The following is a 21,220-nucleotide window of genomic DNA, read 5'->3' as shown; positions in this document are numbered from 1 at the left end:
CTGAAAAGAGGCGCAAGCCTCTTTTTTATTTTACTGAACTGGATTTCTTTCTAGTGTAAAACTGCTCCATGCTTTCAAAGCCTACCCACGAGAGCAATAACACGATCAGATGATTCTGTGTTTCATAACGATCGAAAATAACCAAGCCAAATAATCCTAAAGTCATTAAACGAATGAGAATGCTGAGATAATAATTTTTGTTCTTTTGGCTGATCAGAACATAAAAATAAAGCCCGATACAAAGCACGTTCAAACCCAAAAGGGTGTTAAATAGCATGACATTTCACTCCTTTTGGCCAAATGACATAGAATTAATTTGTTGATATTTTAGTCAATCTCGAGTGGGTTGTCGCTCTCATCCAACCTGAATGTCATTTAAATCGATCAAAAATTTAGTGGCGGTAAAGAAAAGCGGATTTTGCTAAAATGATCCGGTATTTTTATTGCTATAGATGACCTATGACCGACCTGCTTCAAGATGATGAATATGATCGCCGTTTTGCTGGTGTTGCCAAAATTTATGGAGAAGACAGCTTTAACCATTATGAAAAAAGTCATGTGATGGTGATAGGCATCGGTGGTGTCGGTTCATGGGCGGTAGAAGCACTGGCACGTAGCGGTGTGGGCGAACTGAGCTTGGTCGATATGGATGTGGTGGCGGCCTCTAATATTAACCGTCAATTACCTGCCATGAGCACCACACTGGGTCATGAAAAAATTGAAATCATGGCTGAACGTTGCCGCGCAATTAATCCACGGATTAAAATTAATCTGATCGATGATTACCTGACGCCTGAAAATATCAAAGAAATTTTAGCAGGTGATCCAGATTTAATCCTCGACTGTATTGACGATGTCAAAGCCAAATTTGCTCTGATGCTACATTGTCGCTTTAACAAGATTCCTTTAATTGTATCGGGCGGGGCAGGGGGTAAACTGGACCCGCTGAAAATTCGGGTCGCCGATTTATCTAAAACCGAACAGGATCCGATGCTGGCCAAATTACGTGCCCAGTTACGCAGCAAAGGCATCTGCAAAAAGCCCAAAGAAAAATTCGGCATTACTTGTGTCTATTCCATCGATAATCCATTCTCCAGTGCCGATGTCTGCGCCAGTGCCGGCTTGCGCTGTGGTGGTTATGGCTCTGCCGTGGTGGTGACTTCGAGCTTTGCCATGGTCGCTGTAGCAGAAGGCTTGAAAAAACTCGATAATAAAAGAGCAAAAGCCTGATTTAAAAAATAAAAAGCACAATCTATGTGCTTTTTTTAAACTGGCGTTTAGAATGAAAGGATTCATTTGCAGAACAAAAATAATGTTTTGGAGCAGCTATGTGGTTCTTGCTGGTACTGATTTTGGGGATAGGGGCGTTGGCGATCTGGATGTGGAAACGTCCGGATCCGGTGAAACGTGATCAGGCGAAGGCTGTACAACATGATTTATGGATTGAGCAGATTGATGCTCAACTGAAACATGCAGCACGTTTGAGTTCAGATCCTGAACATCCGAATTATGCACGCGCCTATCAGATTTACCAGAATCTTGCCCAGCAACAGGAAATTCCACAGGCTTATGTCGGCATGGGGCTGATGCATTTGCAGGGTCTGGGACATGCGCAAAATACGGAAACAGCCATCAGTTATCTCGATAAAGCCTTTCATCTGGGCAGTGATGACGCAGCTTATCATCTAGGGCAGATTCATGAGGAGCAACGCTATCAAATGGCTGACCCGGAAAAAGCGCTGTACTGGTACCGACATGCGGTAGCACGTGGCAATCTGGATGCCCAATATCGTATTACTGAACTTTCTTCTACCGAAGGCCAGCCTCAAAACGAGATGACTGCAGAAAAACAGCGTCTGGCATTATTAATTCAAAATGCCGGGCAGGGTCATGCCAATTCGCAGTATCAGTTGGCTCAGTATTATTTGGCAGATTCAACAACCCAAGATTTAGTGCAAGGAATTCATTATCTGTTTCTGGCGGCACAACAAGATCATTTGGCCGCTAATCAGCAGATCGCCGATGATTATGGGCATGGACAGATTCTCCCCCAAGACCTGATGCAATCGCTGCAATTTATTAAACGCTGTATCAGTCTCGGTGACCAGAAAGGTCTCTATGATTATTATGCCGGTGTGTTACAAGGCCGTATCGATACCGACCAGCGTCAACGCGTGTTCCAGCATTTATTGCAGCAGTCCAAAGAACACGCCGATGCACACGCCAAGACCTTAATCGGACTGGCTTATTTTCATGGCTGGTATGTTGATAAAAATGAAACCATGGCATTTCGTTACTGGTCGGAAGCGGCCAACAGTCAGCATGCGCCTGCATTATGCATGATTGCTGCGCTGTATTTTGAGCAGCACCTGGTGGCCAACGAACCGCAAAAAGCATTTGAGTTATATCAGGCTGCCTATCAGCTTAGTCCTGATGATGTGTCTGCAGGGATGGGGCTGGCGCTGTGTTATTTAAACGGTGTAGGCACAGTTAAAGATACGGGCAAAGCCACACAAATGATTCAGAGCGCGGCACAGCAGTATTGGCTGATTGAAGCTCAATCTGAAGCGGATTTAATTTATAGCGTCGGCCGATTTTATAGTCTGGCTGAATATCCATTGCCGACACGTAATAAAGCTGTCCAGTACCTGAATCAGGCGGTTGCGAAAGGTTCGAAAGAGGCGGCATGGTTCCTGTACCAAGCTCTGTCAGGCATTTATCCTGTCTTTGTGAACAATTTAGAGCTAGCAAATCGTTATCTGCATCAGGCTGCGCAATTGGGTCATGCCCAAGCACAGGCAGAATTGGGCTTGAAATATCTTAAAGGCCAACAGATTGCGCAGGATATTGCCTTAGGCTTGAGCTATCTGCAAAAAGCAGCCGCTCAGCAGAATGGTGTAGCACTGAATGCTCTGGGTGAAGCATATGAACAGGGTCAAGGTGTTGAGAGCAATATTGAGCAAGCCGTACAGTATTATCAGCAGGCGGCAGCGCAGGTAAATGCGGATGCTTATAGCCATCTTGGACGTTTATATACCAAGGGAATTGGCGTGGAGCGTGATATCAGAATCGCACGGGACTGGCTGGAAAAAGGCAGTTTACTCGGACATGAGCGATCCACTGAATTATTGAAAAATGTGAATGCGTATTTGCAAATGAAATAAACTGACTCAAATCATATGAGCTAAAAAACCGCTGTCTGACAGCGGTTTTTTTATGGATCAAGCTTTGTTAAGGTAATTGTTTAATCGGGCTACCACCCAATGCCTGCATCAAGGTGACATAAGCATTGTACTGGTTCTGTCTGGTTTGCACCAAAGACAGCCGCGCATTGCGCGTAGTTTCCTGTGCATCCAGCAGGTTTTTCAACGCCACCGCACCATTACGATAACGCACTTCAGTCAAGCGTTCAGTTCTTTCTGTCAGCTCAACATTGCGTTGCTGTAATGCAACCTGCTTAGTGAGCTCAGTACGATTCGACAAGGCATTTTCCACATCGGCAAAGGCTTCGTACATGGTCTGGCGATACTGGATAATGGCTTTTTCATATTCCAGCTCATTGACTTGCAGATCACGTTTCATGTCATTCCATTGCAGGAAAGGCAAGGTCAGACCTGCACCTAAAGTTGCAACCGGATTTTTCAGTGCATTCGAGAGGGACGTACTGCTGCCAATACCGGTGGTCAGATTGCCGGTCAAACTAATGGATGGATAGTAGCTGGCTTTGTTGGCATCTTTATTGGCCAGTGCCTTACGCAAGCGCAGTTCAGTCGCTCGAAGGTCAGGACGACGTGACAATAAACTCGCCGGTAAGTCAGCCTGAATACTCGGCAATTGAATATTCGGTAAACGGCTTGGCTCTTGAATCGCGAGCTGTTGAACCGGCATGTGCAGCAATACCGCGAGTCCGGTACGTGTTTCCACACGTTGTTGTTCAATCTGGCTTAAGGTTGCCTGTTGGCTTTGAATCGCCTGTTCCGCCTGGGTTAAATCCAGACCGGATACTGCGCCGGCACGATATTGCACTCGCACCAGATCATAGGTTTTTTGCGCGGTCGCCAGATTTTGCTGTACCACGCTATAACGTTCATTCAGATAAGCCAGTTGCCAATAGAGTTGCGCTGTGGTGCCGATCAGGCTCTGAGCAGTTGCCTGCAAGTCTTCTTCAGAGGCTAAGGCCTCCCAGCGCGCCGCTTCAGTCTGATTGGCCAGTTTGCCAAACAGATCCAGTTCATAGCTTAAGCCCGGATAGCCCAGTGAAAGACCCGTCGAAGCATTGCTGCCACCCTCCAGATCAAAACGCTGGCCCGTTGAAATTCGTGCATCACCGACACGGACACGGACGCCTTGCTGGCTTTGTGCCTGTCTGGCCTGAATGCGCGCCTGCTGTAAACTGATGCCAGCCACCGCCAGATCTGTATTCTGCGCCAGCACTTGATCGACCAAACTGTTCAATTGCGGATCTTTAAATAAGGTCCACCATTGATCTGCCAGAATGTCGGCATGGATCTGCTGACTTAAAACCTTATTATTTTGAAAGTTGCCCGGCATATTGATCGCAGGCTGCTCATAAGGTGTTTTTACCACTGCCGCACAACCGGTCAGCGAGCTTCCCAGCAACAGGGCACTGGCAAGCTTGGTTAAATTCATTTGCATATCAGGTTCCTTATTCGCGAGAAAGCGCATCGACTGGATTCAGACGAGCGGCATTACGTGCCGGGATAAAGCCAAACACAATCCCGATCAGGCTTGAGCAGACAAAGGCAGCCACAATCGAAGTGGTTGAATAGGCCATCTGGAAAGTACCGCCGGCAAAGTGGGTAATTAGCTGGCCAATCCCGAGCGAGAGCAGCACCCCCAAAATACCGCCTAAAATACACACCAGCACTGCTTCAATCAGGAACTGCTGCAAAATATCACTTTGACGTGCACCCACTGCCATCCGCACCCCAATTTCCTGAGTACGTTCAGTCACGGACACCAGCATGATATTCATCACCCCGATCCCGCCGACCACCAGTGAAATCACAGCAATCGCCGAAATTAAAAGCGTCATAGTCGCTGTGGTCTGCTGAATGGTTTCACGAATACTGTCGGCATTCTGGGTAAACACATCCTGCGCGCCATGGCGCTGTACCAACAGGTTTAAAATTGCATTTTCAGCCGCCGCACTTGGATATTCATCCTTAATCCGCACAATGATGCTGCGAACGTTAGATTGCCCCAGCATACGACTCATCACGGTAGAATACGGCAGGTAGACATTCAGGCTGTCATTATTGCCCATCATGCCTTTTTGTGCATCAATCACCCCGATAATCCGGCTCGGGACGCTACCGAGTAAAATCACCTGTCCCACCGGATTAGTACCATCTTTAAAGAAGGTATTTTTGGTATTGGTGTCAATGACAACATCTTGTGCCTGTTGCATGACGCTACTGCGGTCAAAGGGCTGACCGGACTGGAAAGTCATGCCACGCACATAAAAGAAATCTTCACTGACGCCGTTGACCGTGGTTGAAGCTTCGATTTCTTTATAACGGCCGGTGACACTGCTATTCACCGATGGGCTGACGCCATCGACATACGGTTGTTCAGCCAGCGCATCGGCATCGGCCGGAATCAGGGTTTTGGACTGTGAAGATCTGGAATTGTCCCCAAAGCCTCGACCCTGAAATACAGTAATGGTATTGGTCCCCAGACTACTGATATTTTCCAGAATCTGTTTTTGTGAGCCATTGCCCAGCGCGACCACCGAGACCACCGAAGCGATACCGATAATGATTCCGAGCATGGTCAGGAAAGTCCGCATGCGATGTGCATTCATGGCCAGCAAGGCCATACGAAAGGCTTCACCTAGACGGTCAACTGCAGAACGCCATGAAGAAATCTTCTTTTGTTCACTGCGGATTAGCGGCTGTTTTTCCAGATGCTCTTCGACTTCAGGAACATTGGGTTGGTCGGAAATGATATTGCCGTCTGAAATCTCGATAATACGCGTCGCATTTTTCGCTACATTATGATCATGCGTGACCAGAATGATGGTATGACCTTTGGCATTCAGTTCACGCAAAATACGCATCACTTCAATACCGCTGTTCTTATCCAATGCACCTGTCGGTTCATCGGCCAAAATCACGTCACCGCCATTCATCAGCGCACGGGCAATCGAAACCCGTTGCTGCTGACCACCAGAGAGCTGACTCGGACGGTTCAGGGTTTTTTCACCCAGCCCCAGATCGGTCAGAATCTTGACGGCTCGTGCATGCCGTTCAGATGAATCTGCACCAGCATAAATCGCAGGAACTTCGACATTGCCTGCTGCGTTTAAATCGCCCAGTAAATGATAACGCTGGAAAATAAAGCCGAAATATTCACGGCGTAATTGCGCGAGTTCATCCGCTTCCAGTTCGCGGGTTTCACGGCCTTTGACCTTGTAGCTACCGGTAGTTGGTTTGTCCAGACAACCCAGAATGTTCATCAGGGTTGATTTACCGGAACCGGACTGGCCGACAATCGCCACCAGTTCACCTGGATAAATCTCCAGATTCACCCCTTTTAAAATCTGGACCGTGCTTTCACCCGCAGGGAATTCACGAACCAGATTTTTCACCTCGAGGAGAGGCTGTTGTTGTGAATTCATGCTTACATTCTCATTGGGCCACGGCTATTGCCACCGCGTTTTGCTGCATCATTGGAGGTATCAGAACCATCGGCAATCACCACCTGATCACCACGTTTTAAACCTTTCAGCACTTGCGCAGTCGCGCGGTTATTCAAACCGATTAATACAGGGGTTGGTTTTGCAGTACCATCGGCTTGCAAGACACGAACCATGCCACGCTGTGCTTTACCTTGCTCAATCAGCGCAAGTTCTGCTTCAGACAGGTTTAGACGCGCTGGACGTTCAGCGGCAGGGCGGTTGCCTTGAGCCGATTCAGCTTCAGAACGTGATGCCGGGCCGCCTTCACCGCGAGAACCCTCACCACGAGCTTCACCACGATTGGCACGTGGCGGACGGTTTGAACCTTGAATGGCTGCAGCAGGAATGGTCAGTACATTTTTGGCTTCATCCAGCACGATATAAACTTGCGCCGTCATATCAATACGCAATTTTCCATCTTCATTCGGGACATCGAACAATGCGTTGTAATACACCGCAGAACTTGACGATGAGCTTGATGTATTGCTATCGGTATTAATTGAATTGGGTGCAGGCTCAACCTGACGCAGTTTAGCGTAAATCTTTTTCTCGTTATTACCTAAGGTGGTGAAATAAACCGTCTGACCTTCTTCAACTTTCATGACATCTGCTTCAGAAATTTCAGCTTTAATGGTCATGGTGTCGAGTTTGGCCAGTTTGACAATGGTCGGCGCACTCTGGTTGGCGTTTACAGTCTGACCTTCTTCGGTCACAATCGCCACAATTGTGCCATCCATCGGGGCCACAATCTGGGTATAGCCAAGATCTTCTTTGGCAGTCGCCAGCGTCAAACGTGACTGTTCAATCTGTGCATTGATGGCAGTAATATCCGCTTGTGCTGTTTTATAGTTCGCAAATGCAGATTCTAGCTCTGAGCGAGAAGTGGCATCCTGTGCATACATGGCTTTTTGACGGTTGTATTCAGCTTCAACTTTGGCCAAATTCGCCTGTCTTACTGCAAGTTGTGCCATCTGATTTTTAATGCTGGCTTCAGCGGTTTTTAAATCATTTTCCTGACGAACGGAGTCAATCCGCGCAATCAGCTGACCTTGCTTGACCTGATCGCCCAGTTCTACATACATTTTTCTGACCTGACCCGAAACCTGCGCCCCCACGCTGACCATCTTGGTCGCTTCCAGAATACCAGTTGCCAGTACAGAGCTTTCGATATCGCCTTGGGTGACTTCAGCCGTAATATATTGCGGAGGCTGTTCTTTGGGTTTGAGGAAGTACCACCCCGCAGCGATGAGCGCAATGGCAATCACGGCGGCCATAATCAATTTCGTCGGTTTTATTTTTGGCATGATCAATATCGGTTCAAAATCAGAGAATTGTGAACGATTATAAAAGCGAAATTAGGATAAATCGTGTATTTTTTTAAACTAATAGGAATGATTATTATTTTATTTTTCGAATTTTGACAAAGACTTAGTGAAATAGGGGCTTGCCACAGATACTGGAAATCGCCTGTAGTACCAGATGCTCCGGATTCTCATGTCCAAATCCTTTAATCGAGGCATCAATTCTTAATAATAACCCCGGCCAGGCCAGAAAAGTCTGCGGACTAAGACGGCGCAAGGCCTGTTGATATAACCCGACTTTGGTTTTCCAGATCCCGATTTGCAAGGCATTTTGCGGTTGTTCAAACAGCTGCATCAACAGACGCATTTCCTTGCTGAGACTCCATAAAATCAGGCTCATCGGTTCACCTGAAGCGACCAGATACTGAAAAATCTTGATCGACTGGGAAAGATTGCCTTGTAGCAGGGCATCGCTCAAATCATAGGTGCTATAACGTGACTGATCTTGTAAACATGCATATAAATGCTCCACCTGAATCACATCGATTTCAGCAAAGGTATCGCTGACCCGCATCAGGCTGTTCTTTGCCGCAAGCAGGTTGTGCTCATGATGTTGTTCCAGCCATTGCCAGGCATCATTGGCTAAACGAATGCCGAGTTTTTCAGCTTCAATACCCAGAATCTGCTGCCGGTCTTTGGGATAATTGGCCACCAGCGAAACATTGACGCCATTGGCATCAATGACCTGAAAAAAGCTGGTTTTTAGGCTACTCGCATCTTGCTTGGGCATCACCACTAATAGCAAATTATCGCTGTCTTGTTGTAAATAGCTTTTTAGCAGTTTAAGACTACTTGCATCTGGCTTGATATTGCCATGCACTTCAATCGCCAGCTGTGTTGAAAATAGCGACAGACTGTTCAGAGCATTAAAGACGGTTTTCCAGTCAGCGACCGAACTAATGTCATAGCGTTGACGTTCAATGTCCTGTTTTTGCCAGCTGCTGCGAAAGGCGTCAATTAAATTCTGTTCCAGCAAAGGCTCTTGACCATGCAATACCCAAGCACCGCGAGCTTCATCGACACGTTTCAGGGCTTGCAGATAATCAAGTTTCATAAGGTGGTCTTATTGAGCAGGTTGCGCTGGAGTATTTTGTTTGGCTAAGGGTAAGCGGTTCGATGAAATCTGACGCGCGATCTGTTGCGCCACATCATCAATAATGACCTGATTCAGATATTTTTGTTCCTGGTCATCGGTGTTGACTGTTTCAATATCATATTGATACGTACGTGTTGCCACCACAGTGCGTGGTTCAGTGATTGGATTGCCTTGTGCATCTTCAATCCGGAAAGTCACGTTTAAACGTAATAAGGTTTCAACCAGTTTACCGTTTAGTTCCAGACGGCGAGGGGTGTAATCCAGGACACGTAACACATAAGCATTGGGTGCATTACTCAGCTGTACACCTGCAGCACCGAGGTAAACCGCCAGTTTCTCTTGCAGTTCTTCAGTATTGGGCGGTAAAGACAGGTTCATGACAGAGTAAGCAACAGGTGCGGAACTCGGATTGGTCCCTTTCAGATGAAAACCACAGCCGACTAAGCCTGCACTCAGACCACAAGTTAAAACAATTGCTGCTAAACGTTTGCCCAAATGCATGTGTTGCCCTCTATGCTTCCCGAAGGGGAATATTCGAAATCCTGAACTGGATTGTAAAGTCAAAGCCCGTTGGCTGGCAACGGGCTTTGTTTGGGAATTTTGAAATCCTTCATAAAGTTCCTTCTCCCTTTGGGAGAAGGTTAGGATGAGGGTTTATATATTTACCTCTCCCTAACCCTCTCCTGAAAGGAGAGGGAATGTAAGGACTTAAACCACCAAATTCACTAATTTATTCGGTACCACAATTTCTTTCTTGGTTGGGCCAGTCAAGAATTGTTGAACTTCAGGCAATGCTTTGGCTTGAGCCAAAATATCATCTTTAGAAGCATCGACTGATACTTCTAACTTACCACGGAGTTTACCGTTGACTTGAACCACAATCGTTTGTGTATTACGTGTCAGCGCAGATTCATCTACCGCAGGGAATAAAGTTGAATTCAATCCAATCCCAAATTCGGCCAATAAAGTCTGGCTTAAATGCGGTGCAAATGGTGCAAGTAAAGTTAACAGCGTGGTAATCGATTCACGTGCAACCGCCACGTCATTGTCATCTTGGGCTTCAAATTTGTTGTTCGCGTTTAGAAGTTCCATCAATGCAGCAATGGCAGTGTTAAATGCATGACGACGTTCGATGTCATCACCGACTTTCTGGATGGTTTCGTGAGTTTTACGACGTAGGTCTTGCGCGGCCGTTGAAAGAGCAGTTTTGTCGATGCTGGCAGCAGTATTCGCTTTTTCAAGGAAACCTGTTGCTAAACGCCATACACGTTTCAGGAAGCGGTTTGCACCCTCAACACCGGCATCAGACCATTCCAGTGATTGATCTGGTGGTGCTGCGAACATCATGAACACGCGTGCCGTATCTGCGCCGTACTGGTCAATAATCGATTGCGGGTCGATACCGTTATTTTTCGATTTCGACATTTTTTCCTGACCGCCAACCACAACTTCTTGGCCATCTTCTTTATATTTGGCAGAAAGCACACGGCCTTTTTCGTCTTTTTCAAGTTCGATATCCGCAGGGTTAAACCAGGTTTTCTTGCCAGATTCAGCTTCACGATAGAAGGTATCTGCTAGCACCATACCTTGCGTTAACAAGTTAGTGAATGGTTCATTGCCTTGTACTACGCCTTCATCGCGCATCAATTTGTGGAAGAAACGCGCATATAACAAATGCAGAATCGCGTGTTCAACACCACCGATGTACTGGTTTACAGGCAACCAAGTTTGGCCAGCTTCTGGTTTTACCATGCCACCCGTAAAGTCGGGAGATGCATAACGTGCATAGTACCAAGATGATTCCACGAAGGTATCCAGCGTATCTGTTTCACGACGAGCATCGCCACCACAGCTTGGGCATGACGTTTTGTAGAATTCAGGCATTTTGTTCAACGGGTTACCTGAACCATCTGGAACAACGTCAGTCGGAAGAACCACAGGAAGCTGCTCTTCAGGTACTGGCACTTGACCACATGATGGACAGTTAATCATTGGAATTGGACAACCCCAATAACGCTGACGAGATACACCCCAGTCACGTAAACGGAATTGAACTTTAGAACTTGCCAGGCCTGTTGGTTCTAATTTAGCAAGAAATGCATCGTATGCACCCTGAAAATCTAAACCGTCAAATTCGCCTGAATTAACCAGTTTGCCTTCTTTAGAGCCGTACCATTCTTGCCATTGAGTCGCATCAAAGTCAGCATCATCTGCGCCTTTAGCATCAATCACTTGCTTGATGGTCAAGCTATATTTATTGGCAAATTCGAAGTCACGTTCATCATGTGATGGAACCGCCATCACTGCACCTGAACCATAAGACATCAATACATAGTTGGCGATCCAGACCGGAACTTCTTCGCCAGTCACAGGATGCTTCACAGAAAGACCGGTTGCCATGCCTTTCTTCTCGGCAGTCGCAAGATCCGCTTCTGCCACAGAACCCATACGGCATTCTTCAATGAATGCAGCCAATTCTGGGTTTGTTTCAGCCGCTTTCAGCGCCATCGGGTGTTCTGCTGCAACTGCAACATAGGTCACGCCCATCAAGGTATCGGCACGGGTAGTAAATACCGTTAAACCATCTGCATACACGTCAGGATTTGCTGAAGGGAAAGTGATGTCCATCCCTTGTGAGCGGCCAATCCAGTTACGCTGCATGGTCAACACTTGTTGTGGCCAGCCATCTTTAAGCGTGTCTAAATCGTCAAGTAACTCTTGCGCATAATCAGTGATGCGGAAGTAGTACATTGGAATATCACGCTTTTCTACCAATGCACCTGAACGCCAGCCACGACCATTTTCAACCTGTTCGTTGGCAAGAACAGTCTGATCGACCGGATCCCAATTCACGGTTGAAAGCTTACGGTAGATCAAGCCTTTTTTATAAAGCTGAACAAATAGCCATTGTTCCCAACGATAGTATTCAGGGGTACAGGTCGCAAATTCACGATCCCAATCTACGGCTAGACCGAGTTTTTTCAACTGGTCACGCATGTAAGCAATATTTTCAAATGTCCATTTTGCCGGTGCAACCTGGTGTGCAATCGCTGCGTTTTCAGCAGGCAGACCAAAAGCATCCCAACCCATCGGTTGCAGGACAGTTTCACCTTTTAAGCGATGGAAACGGCTGATCACGTCACCAATCGTATAGTTACGCACATGACCCATATGTAGCTTGCCACTTGGGTAAGGGAACATCGAGAGAATATAACGACGTGGACCTTCTACTTTGTCGGCAACTTTAAAGGCTTTGCGAGATTCCCAATCCTGTTGGACTTGAGGCTCAATCGCACTGGCTTGATATTCGGAATCAATGTGAGTAGTCATAAACGTATCAGTGAATTACGGTGAAAAAAGTCTGTTGCACAGCATAGCGCAAAATGTACCTAAAAGTGAATTTTGCGCCGGCATTTCCCGAAGAAAAAACACGCTGTTCTATATAGAGGTGTCTTATAAAGCAACTGCACGATTTTTAGATTGCTGCAAGGCTTCGTTGGCTTCACGTTGTTGCTGGTCCTGATTCGCAGGAACTTGAGGGGCTTGTTGCTGTTGTTCTTGAGGTGTGTTCTCGGTTTGAACTTCAGTTTCAGTAGTTCTAGATGATGCTGGTGCTGAATTTTTCCAGCCATAGGTATCCACTGTGGTGGCTTTTTTCGCAGATTTCGGTGGTGGTGTTTTCGTATAGTGCGTGGTGCCCTTGGTATCGACCCATTTATAATACTGGATTGCTGAAGCACTGCTGCTACAGATGCCTAGAGAAATTGCACAACTCAGACTTAAGGCAGTTAAAAAAGATATTTTCATTGTTTTTGAGCCTCTGTGTTCTAGCCATAAAATACTACAAAACATTGTAGTGATTTTCACAGTAAAAATAATGAATTTTTTATCCGCTCTATTCATGATTAAGAGTCGAACAGCTTCTGCATCTCGTTTGTAGAAGTGGTGAGCAAATTTTCAGACACAAAATTTATTGATAAACAACTTCACTTGATTTAATAAAAATTCATTCATTTTTTTTATATAAGACATACTAAAAATTTATAAAATTAAATATATAAGTTTATGAATTTTATTGGATTAAATATTATTAGATTAATTCTTTATTACTGTCTTTGCTCTAGATCGCTGTTAAAAACAGCAAATCAGGTGTTTTTAAGCGCATATTGCCTGTTTTTTAAACTTGACTTTAAAGCCTGAAAACACAAGAATGCTGCAATAGTTTTATATGCCTTAATCGATCACCCTTCGACTAAGTGTCATTTCATGCAGTGGGCGATTTCTCTAGCCGAGAAATTGAACAAAGCTAAGCAAAATATGTTTATCCCAACATGTTTTAGGTCTTGTATTGCTCGAACAGCCAAGAGATCAGATTTTTTTCCTATTGCTATGAAAACTATGAAATTTGTGTGCTATAACAGTGCAGACAGTTAACAAATGAAACACTGCAAATGCCTCCCATTTGTGCAGTGTCATAATATTAGGGTGAATCACGTTGGAACTTCTATCTGGTGGTGAAATGCTTGTTCGCGCATTAGCGGACGAAGGCGTTGAACATGTTTTTGGATACCCAGGCGGCGCAGTTCTTCATATTTATGATGCGCTATTTCAACAAGACAGAATCAATCATTATCTCGTACGTCACGAACAGGCTGCCGGTCACATGGCCGATGCTTACTCACGCGTGACAGGCAAGACCGGTGTTGTGCTAGTGACTTCAGGTCCGGGTGCAACCAACACGGTAACGCCAATTGCAACGGCCTATATGGACTCAATCCCGATGGTGATTTTGTCAGGTCAGGTTGCGAGTCATCTGATTGGTGAAGATGCATTTCAGGAAACCGATATGGTCGGTATTTCACGTCCTATCGTGAAACATAGCTTCCAGGTGCGTCATGCCAGCGAAATTCCTGCGATTATCAAGAAAGCCTTCTATATTGCGTCTTCAGGTCGTCCAGGTCCTGTAGTGATTGATATTCCAAAGGATGCGACCAATCCTGCAGAGAAATTTGCTTACGAATACCCAGAAAAAGTGAAGATGCGTTCGTATCAGCCACCGTTCCGTGGTCACTCAGGTCAAATTCGTAAAGCGATTGAAGAACTGATCCATGCTAAACGCCCAGTTATTTACTCAGGCGGTGGTGTGGTTCAAGGCAATGCTTCAGCACAATTGACAGAGCTTGCGCATCTATTGGGTTATCCAGTGACCAATACCTTGATGGGTCTTGGCGCATTCCCGGGTGATGATGAACAGTTCATCGGTATGTTGGGTATGCACGGTACTTATGAAGCTAACATGACCATGCACAATGCAGATGTAATTCTGTGTGTGGGTGCGCGTTTCGATGACCGTGTGACCAACAATCCTGCAAAATTCTGTCCAAATGCTAAAGTCATTCATATAGATATCGACCCAGCGACAATCTCAAAAACCATTATGGCGCACATTCCAATTGTCGGTGCTGTAGAGCCTGTACTGAATGAGATGTTGAACCAGTTGAAACAGCTTAATGTTTCTAAGCCAAATCCTGAAGCGATTGCGGCATGGTGGAAACAGATCAATGAATGGCGCAAGGTTCATGGCGGTCGTTTTGAAGCGGGTGTTGATGGCGTGATGAAGCCACAACAAGTGGTTCAGGCATTGGATAAAGTGACCAATGGCGAAGCGATCATTACTTCTGATGTCGGTCAGCATCAGATGTTTGGTGCGATGTATTACAAATACAAACGTCCACGTCAATGGATCAACTCAGGTGGTCTAGGCACCATGGGTGTAGGCTTGCCGTATGCAATGGCTGCGAAGCTTGCATACCCGGAACAGCAAGTGGTGTGTATCACCGGTGAAGCATCGATTCAGATGTGTATCCAGGAACTGTCGACCTGTAAGCAATATGGCCTGAATGTAAAAATCCTGTGCCTGAATAACCAGTCTTTAGGGATGGTGAAGCAGTGGCAAGATATGAACTATGAAGGACGTCATTCAAGTTCTTATGTAGATTCATTGCCTGATTTTGCCAAACTGATGGAAGCCTATGGTCATGTCGGTATTCAGATTAATCATGCCGATGAGCTAGAGTCGAAGCTTGCAGAAGCGATGGCGATTAACGACAAGTGCGTATTTATTAACGTTATGGTAGATCGTACCGAGCACGTTTATCCGATGTTGATTGCGGGTCAGTCGATGCAGGATATGTGGTTGGCTAAAGGGGAGCGCACGAAATGAGACATATTATCTCTGTACTCGTAGAAAACGAATCAGGCGCGCTTTCCCGTTTAGTGGGTTTGTTCTCACAGCGTGGCTACAATATCGAAACATTGAATGTTGCTCCGACTGAAGATCCAACGCTTTCACGTTTGACATTGACCACTTATGGTGATGATCACAAGATTGAGCAAATTACCAAACAGCTTAACAAGTTGGTTGAAGTGGTGAAAGTGGTTGACCTGTCTGAAGGTGCACATATTGAGCGTGAATTGATGCTGATTAAAGTCAAAGCATTGGGTTCATCGCGTGACGAAATCAAACGTACGGCAGATATTTTCCGTGGTCAGATTGTCGATGTAACCCCAACGACCTATACCATTCAAATCGCGGGTACCACTGAAAAAGTGGATGCGTTTATTGATGCACTTGCAGAACACACGATTTTAGAAGTGGTTCGTTCAGGTGTATCAGGTATCGCACGCGGCGAAAAAGTACTCACCATCTAATTTAAATATTTCCTCATCCTAATAAGAAGGGGGTATCAGGCAATGTAAATACAAGGGTCATTGCCTGATTTAAACAGACAAACAAGCATTAAGCGGAGACAGCAATGCAAATTTTTTACGATAAAGACACTGACTTATCTATCATCCAATCTAAGAAAGTAGCGATCATTGGTTACGGTTCACAAGGTCACGCGCATGCGCTTAACCTGAAAGATTCTGGCGTTGATGTCACTGTAGGTTTACGTGCGAACTCTACTTCTTGGAAGAAAGCTGAAAATTCAGGTCTTAAAGTTGCTGAAGTTCCTGCTGCTGTAGCACAAGCTGACGTAGTGATGATTTTGACTCCAGATGAGTTCCAATCTCAACTTTACCGTGACGTAATTGAGCCAAACATCAAGCAAGGCGCTACTTTAGCATTTGCTCATGGTTTCTCGATTCTTTATAACCAAGTTGTTCCACGTGCTGACTTAGACGTAATCATGGTTGCACCTAAAGCTCCTGGTCACACCGTACGTTCTGAATACCAACGTGGTTCAGGTGTTCCTGACCTTATCGCGATTCACCAAGATGCTTCTGGTAATGCGCGTAACGTTGCTCTTTCTTACGCTTCAGGCGTAGGTGGCGGCCGTACAGGTATCATCGAAACTTCATTCCGTGAAGAAACTGAAACTGACCTTTTCGGTGAGCAAGCAGTTCTTTGTGGTGGTGCTGTTGAATTGGTTAAAATGGGCTTCGAAACTCTGGTTGAAGCGGGCTATGCTCCTGAAATGGCGTACTTCGAATGTCTACACGAACTTAAATTGATCGTTGACTTGATGTTCGAAGGCGGTATCGCGGACATGAACTACTCAGTGTCAAACAACGCTGAATACGGCGAATATGTAACGGGTACTGAAGTAATTAACGAACAGTCTCGTGAAGCAATGCGTAATGCACTTAAACGTATTCAATCTGGTGAATACGCGAAGATGTTCATTCAAGAAGGTGCGTTGAACTATCCATCTATGACTGCTCGTCGTCGTCAAAATGCGGCTCACGGTATCGAAGTAACGGGTAACAAGTTACGTGCGATGATGCCTTGGATCCAAGCGAACAAAATCGTAGATAAAGAGAAAAACTAATTTCTCGAATCAATTGATTTGAATGCGAAAACCCACTTAATTTGAGTGGGTTTTTTATTTCTATGTTTGCGTACCTTAAAAAATGGGAAAGCAGTGCTTTCCCATTTTTTCATATTTTGGATTCAAACAAAATCGTTGATAAATAGAAAAACTAATCTCTTAATTGGCTGATTTTTATGCTATAAAAGTCCTGCGAAAGCGGGGTTTTTTATTGGATAAGAATAATGATTTTATATAAATATGTTGGCTTTGATGCTGGTTTAAAAATATTAGAAACAAGTGCTTTAGGCTTTTCTTTGACGCGCGATTTTAATGATCCATTTGAGGTGACGGCTTTAGCTTTAATGGGGGAAACGGTAAATGTTGGTGTAGAAACGCAAGCTGTAAGAAGTCGGTTTATCAATAAATATGCAGTATTGTCTTTAACTCGAGCCCCCTTACTTAAATCCTTTAATGTGGTCTCATTATGCAGATAGTCATAAAGGAATGGTGATCGGGATTGATACAGAGAAGGCAGGTTTAGAAAGTTTTGAAAATTATACGATACCTGCTCAGAGAGGAGAGATAATTTATGTGAATACAGTGCTACAACATATTAATTCAATAGATGCCGTGCAATTAATGCAAATTGGAAGTAAGCATCATATATGGTGGAAATCTCATGAGAGATTACTAAAACATGCTGTTCTTTATAAGCAATTATGTTGGGCGTATGAAGAGGAGGTTAGGGTAGTGAAATGTTTGGGGAGTGAGGAATACCATTCTTATCATTCAAAGGAAGATAAGAGATTTGAGTTGGATGGAGAGCAGTGGGAAAGAAAATATATTGGTTCAAGAAGTATATTCTTAAAAAGCATCCCATCAGATGCATTTGTTGAGATATATCTTGGGGAAAATAGTTATCGTGATCAAAGAAGGAAGTATGATAATTTAATCGATGGTTATAAAGTTCCTAAAATTTTACAGTTAAAAGAATTTAGTCGGAATAATAATATTGAATTATTCACTGTTTTAGTTGATACAGAAACATGGTCTTTAAAAAGAAAAATTATTAATTCAGTTGATTTAGATTAGGGTGTGTTGACACTTTTAGCTTAAAAAAATAGCGAAGTAGTAAAATCAAATCGCCAAACCCAATTTTACTATTCGCTATGCCTCGTACCATGCTGACAGATCAACACTGGCAAAAGTTGAAAGTTATTCTGCGTAATTTATCCATTCACCACAACTCAAATTTACGCAATTTTATTGAAGCTATTCTCTATAGAATTAGAACAGGCTGTCCGTGGCGAGATATTCCTTGCTGTTTTGGTCATTCAAACTCTATTTTCAAACGTTTTAATCGTTGGTCAAGCAGCGGTAAGTTACTTAGATTATTCAAATTACTAGCCTCATGCCCCGATATGGAGTGGATTTTTATTGATGGCTCTCATGTACGTGCTCATCAACATTCTGCCGGCATAGCGAATCAATCTATTTCTAAAAGTGTAGGAGGAAACTCCTCAAAAATACATTTGATTGTTGATGCACATGGCAATCCTATTGATTTCATGATTACCGATGGAACCACACATGATGTTAAAGTTGCACCTGATTTAATATCAACATTAGATTTAAAAGAGACAAAAGTGGTATGTGCAGATAAAGGCTATGATTCAGAACCACTGCGTGAACAGATCAGGAAAACAGGGACTAAAGCGAATATACCAAAGAAAACAAATAGCCAATCAAACAATGATCATATGGACTGGTATTTATATAAAATCAGGCATTTAGTTGAAAATATGTTTTGTAGATTAAAGCAATTTAGAGGAATAGCTACTCGATATGACAAGCTCAAAAGAAATTATCAAAGTTCTGTTGCTTTAGCCTGTATATTTTTATGGCTACCTTTATAGGGTTAATTATGAACAGTAAATGTCAACAGACCCTAAATAGCTGCAATTGTGGTAGCGGTTCATATATTAGAGTTCTTTTATAAATTGTATTAGTTCAGCCTTGATCAGCCAATCTTCGACATGACCTACAATTCTTGAGGCTGTTGGCTCTGAAACTCCGTAACTCGTAGTAACGTGAAATAAGGTTCGGTATTCTCGCCAATAGCTTAGACAGAGCAGAATCTGATCCTTAATACTTAACTTGGGCGGTCTGCCTTGAGTTAAAACATGTTTCTTCAATTGATCAACCATTAAATAAAAAGTTGACCATGATATGCCTGTATATCGCTTAAACTGTGTTTCTGAAAACTTTTTGAATCGATGTGTTTCATTCATAAATTAGGCACGAATGCCAAGAAAATTAGAGGACGAATATTAAGCAAAATAGTGTTCAATTTTTATTTATGAAAGAAGATTATTGTATATTAACATATTGTTTTTTTAGTTAATTTATATTAATTATTGCTTTTTAGAAAGTTTTTCATAGCTAAGAAAAGTCTTGATGTATGAAAAAGAAAGCAAAAGTTTCGACAAAATCACACATTTCTTAAATAAAGTTGCATAATTTACAACTATTTGTAAAGTTCGTAACTTTGTTTTATTTTTTTGTAAATTAAGGTAAATTATAAAAAAATAATAAAATTAGTGGTTTAATTGTTTTTTATAAAATTTAAAGATTATTTTATTCTTTTTATTTGACATAGTTAGAAACATTTTTAAATTGTATCAATTTATTTTTTGTCTTAACCTTTTATAAGTATAGGATTAAATTTTTTAAAACAAATAAAAAACCAAAAATAGAGAATAGTATTGTGAATAATAAACTTTTGCATATTTTTAGCTCAAAGATAATAAGATAAGTTAACGGTTACTTAACTTTACTCATAATAATAAGAGTTACAGCGTAATCGTTAAAATAACTACATATACATATTCTTTTATTAAAAAGAAATGGAGAAAATCATGAACAAAATTACACAATCGGCATTAGCGGCATTAGTTCTTGGTGCTTGTTCTACGGCATCTTTTGCAGAAGATGAAGCAGCTCGAGGTGGTTATCATCCTCCTAAACCACCCATTGACTGGAGTAAATGTAATACTTTAGGCTGTGAAAAAGAAATTCCAATTTCACTTAAAATTAATAAGAAATGTGTTTTAACTGGTGGAAATGCAATAGTATTATCTGCTGCTGGTGGAACCCAAACTACAAATTATTCAATTACAACAAATACCCCTTATGTTCTGAATTTACAAACTGCAAATGCCGGTGCTAATAATACTACGTTTGTTAGACATGAAACAGATGCATCTGAAACAATTGCTACAACAATTGTGACGACTAAACAAGGTGCTGCAGGTGCTGTTCCATTTGGTAATTCAAATCATGCTGGTCAAGCAGTTGATAATTATACACTTGCAGTTACCAATACTGCAGTTGATGCTACACAGTTAGCAGGTAATTATACCGATCGCTATCTAATTAAAGCTTACTACTAATTTATTTAATCAACCTAACCTGATATTTATGTCGGGTTAGGTTGCCTCATTATACTTTTAAATGGAAAATTATAATATGAGAAAAACAACTATATTATTTTTTTTATCTTTTTTTTATTTTTCTGGCGGGAAGGCTGATGTTGCAATTGATCCAGTACAAATGTATATATTTAATGATAAAAAACAAAAAACAACAACACTTACTTTAGAGTCTATAAATGAAGTAGAAAAAAAGATATTTGAGGTGAAAGCATTTAAATGGGATCAAAATGATAAAGGTGAAGATGTGTTGGAGAAGGATGATACTCTTATAATTAATCCAAGAAATTTTATTTTAAAACCTAATGGGAAACAAGTTATACGTGTTGGTTTTAATCGTCCAATAGTATCTGTATTGGATGGTCGGGAAGAGGGTGCCTGGCGCATTGTAATTGAGGAATTACCTCAACCTGTAAAAGAATCATCTATTACTTTCTTGATGAATTTTAACCTGCCATTATTTATTGGAAAGCAAGATAACTTAAAATTAAATTTTAATATTGAGAATGATAAGCTTATAGTTAAAAATAAAGCAGAATCTCATATTCAAATTTCAAAGTTACAAATTTTAGATTCTAATAAGAAAGAAGTTTTTACTAGTAATAATATGAAATATGTACTTAAAGATAAGAGTATTTTTTATGAGTTGGAAGGGGTTAAAATAAATAATCCTCGTAATTATTTTGTTAAAGTAATGACAGATAAGTCGCATGAGGAAATAGAGTTAAAGCTTATGGATTAAAATTATAATTAAG

Annotated in this window: 18 protein-coding genes and 1 pseudogene; 10 read left to right on the top strand and 9 right to left on the bottom strand. The window is 42.8% G+C overall.

All coding sequences use genetic code 11. The annotated features are described in order from the left end of the window. Positions 1 to 25: 25 nt before the first annotated feature. Complete coding sequence (locus tag PYW33_RS13030; RefSeq protein WP_004647441.1) at positions 26 to 277, bottom strand: hypothetical protein; 252 nt, start codon at positions 275 to 277, stop codon at positions 26 to 28. 182 nt (positions 278 to 459) lie between these two features. On the opposite strand from PYW33_RS13030, the gene PYW33_RS13025 reads away from it, so the two are divergent. Both PYW33_RS13025 and PYW33_RS13020 read left to right on the top strand, forming a co-directional pair. Continuing rightward, positions 460 to 1,230, top strand: coding sequence for a tRNA threonylcarbamoyladenosine dehydratase (locus PYW33_RS13025; protein WP_004647442.1), 771 nt, complete (start codon positions 460 to 462; stop codon positions 1,228 to 1,230). A gap of 98 nt (positions 1,231 to 1,328) precedes the next feature. Beyond that, positions 1,329 to 3,164, top strand: a complete 1,836-nt coding sequence (locus PYW33_RS13020; protein WP_004647443.1) for a tetratricopeptide repeat protein — start codon at positions 1,329 to 1,331, stop codon at positions 3,162 to 3,164. A 67-nt stretch (positions 3,165 to 3,231) separates the two neighbouring features. Here the strand turns inward: PYW33_RS13020 and PYW33_RS13015 are convergent, their stop codons facing one another. The 7 genes from PYW33_RS13015 to PYW33_RS12985 all read right to left on the bottom strand — a co-directional run bounded on the left by PYW33_RS13015 (position 3,232) and on the right by PYW33_RS12985 (position 12,967). After that, positions 3,232 to 4,656 carry an efflux transporter outer membrane subunit gene (locus tag PYW33_RS13015; RefSeq protein WP_004647444.1) on the bottom strand — a complete coding sequence of 475 codons (1,425 nt, stop codon included), beginning with the start codon at positions 4,654 to 4,656 and terminating at the stop codon, positions 3,232 to 3,234. Positions 4,657 to 4,666: 10 nt separating this feature from the next. Continuing rightward, entirely contained in the window at positions 4,667 to 6,643 is a 1,977-nt protein-coding gene (locus tag PYW33_RS13010) for a MacB family efflux pump subunit (protein WP_004647445.1), read from the bottom strand. A gap of 2 nt (positions 6,644 to 6,645) precedes the next feature. Next, entirely contained in the window at positions 6,646 to 8,007 is a 1,362-nt protein-coding gene (locus tag PYW33_RS13005; protein WP_004647446.1) for a MacA family efflux pump subunit, read from the bottom strand. Positions 8,008 to 8,131: 124 nt separating this feature from the next. Beyond that, the gene (gene holA, locus PYW33_RS13000; RefSeq protein WP_004647447.1) at positions 8,132 to 9,118 is read right to left on the bottom strand and encodes a DNA polymerase III subunit delta; all 987 of its coding nucleotides are present in this window, start codon (positions 9,116 to 9,118) and stop codon (positions 8,132 to 8,134) included. A gap of 9 nt (positions 9,119 to 9,127) precedes the next feature. Beyond that, a complete protein-coding gene (locus PYW33_RS12995) occupies positions 9,128 to 9,661 on the bottom strand; it encodes an LPS-assembly lipoprotein LptE (protein ID WP_004647448.1) in 534 nt (177 codons plus the stop codon). Positions 9,662 to 9,868: 207 nt separating this feature from the next. After that, on the bottom strand, positions 9,869 to 12,490 hold the full coding sequence (gene leuS / locus PYW33_RS12990; RefSeq protein WP_004647449.1) for a leucine--tRNA ligase: 2,622 nt from the start codon (positions 12,488 to 12,490) through the stop codon (positions 9,869 to 9,871). Between the two features lie 123 nt (positions 12,491 to 12,613). Then, positions 12,614 to 12,967: a DUF4124 domain-containing protein gene (locus PYW33_RS12985; protein ID WP_004647450.1), complete on the bottom strand. Its 354-nt coding sequence runs from the start codon at positions 12,965 to 12,967 to the stop codon at positions 12,614 to 12,616. A gap of 688 nt (positions 12,968 to 13,655) precedes the next feature. On the opposite strand from PYW33_RS12985, the gene PYW33_RS12980 reads away from it, so the two are divergent. The 6 genes and pseudogenes from PYW33_RS12980 (at position 13,656) to PYW33_RS12955 (ending at position 18,909) form a co-directional block, all read left to right on the top strand. Beyond that, entirely contained in the window at positions 13,656 to 15,383 is a 1,728-nt protein-coding gene (locus PYW33_RS12980; RefSeq protein ID WP_004278370.1) for an acetolactate synthase 3 large subunit, read from the top strand. After that, positions 15,380 to 15,871, top strand: a complete 492-nt coding sequence (ilvN, locus tag PYW33_RS12975; RefSeq protein ID WP_004278369.1) for an acetolactate synthase small subunit — start codon at positions 15,380 to 15,382, stop codon at positions 15,869 to 15,871. Before PYW33_RS12980 ends, ilvN begins: the two co-directional genes overlap by 4 nt. 104 nt (positions 15,872 to 15,975) lie before the next feature. Then, complete coding sequence (ilvC, locus tag PYW33_RS12970) at positions 15,976 to 16,992, top strand: ketol-acid reductoisomerase (protein WP_004647451.1); 1,017 nt, start codon at positions 15,976 to 15,978, stop codon at positions 16,990 to 16,992. A gap of 224 nt (positions 16,993 to 17,216) precedes the next feature. Continuing rightward, positions 17,217 to 17,468, top strand: a complete 252-nt coding sequence (locus PYW33_RS12965) for a hypothetical protein (protein WP_004647452.1) — start codon at positions 17,217 to 17,219, stop codon at positions 17,466 to 17,468. After that, the gene (locus PYW33_RS12960) at positions 17,446 to 18,066 is read left to right on the top strand and encodes a DUF2971 domain-containing protein (protein ID WP_004647453.1); all 621 of its coding nucleotides are present in this window, start codon (positions 17,446 to 17,448) and stop codon (positions 18,064 to 18,066) included. Before PYW33_RS12965 ends, PYW33_RS12960 begins: the two co-directional genes overlap by 23 nt. Positions 18,067 to 18,143: 77 nt before the next feature. Beyond that, a pseudogene (locus PYW33_RS12955) lies at positions 18,144 to 18,909 on the top strand (IS5-like element ISAba31 family transposase). A 47-nt stretch (positions 18,910 to 18,956) separates the two neighbouring features. Here the strand turns inward: PYW33_RS12955 and PYW33_RS16945 are convergent. Continuing rightward, complete coding sequence (locus PYW33_RS16945; protein WP_016807076.1) at positions 18,957 to 19,181, bottom strand: helix-turn-helix domain-containing protein; 225 nt, start codon at positions 19,179 to 19,181, stop codon at positions 18,957 to 18,959. Between the two features lie 711 nt (positions 19,182 to 19,892). Here PYW33_RS16945 and PYW33_RS12950 point away from each other — a divergent pair. Together PYW33_RS12950 and PYW33_RS12945 are read left to right on the top strand one after the other, a co-directional pair. Continuing rightward, positions 19,893 to 20,426, top strand: a complete 534-nt coding sequence (locus tag PYW33_RS12950) for a hypothetical protein (RefSeq protein WP_004647454.1) — start codon at positions 19,893 to 19,895, stop codon at positions 20,424 to 20,426. 76 nt (positions 20,427 to 20,502) lie between these two features. Continuing rightward, positions 20,503 to 21,207: a fimbrial biogenesis chaperone gene (locus PYW33_RS12945; protein WP_004647455.1), complete on the top strand. Its 705-nt coding sequence runs from the start codon at positions 20,503 to 20,505 to the stop codon at positions 21,205 to 21,207. Positions 21,208 to 21,220 lie beyond the last annotated feature (13 nt).

The organism is Acinetobacter lwoffii (assembly GCF_029024105.1).
GTDB classification, from domain to species: Bacteria; Pseudomonadota; Gammaproteobacteria; order Pseudomonadales; family Moraxellaceae; genus Acinetobacter; species Acinetobacter lwoffii.
The sequence above is the reverse complement of the archived record's forward strand: the minus strand, read 5'-3'. Positions and strand labels throughout refer to the sequence as shown.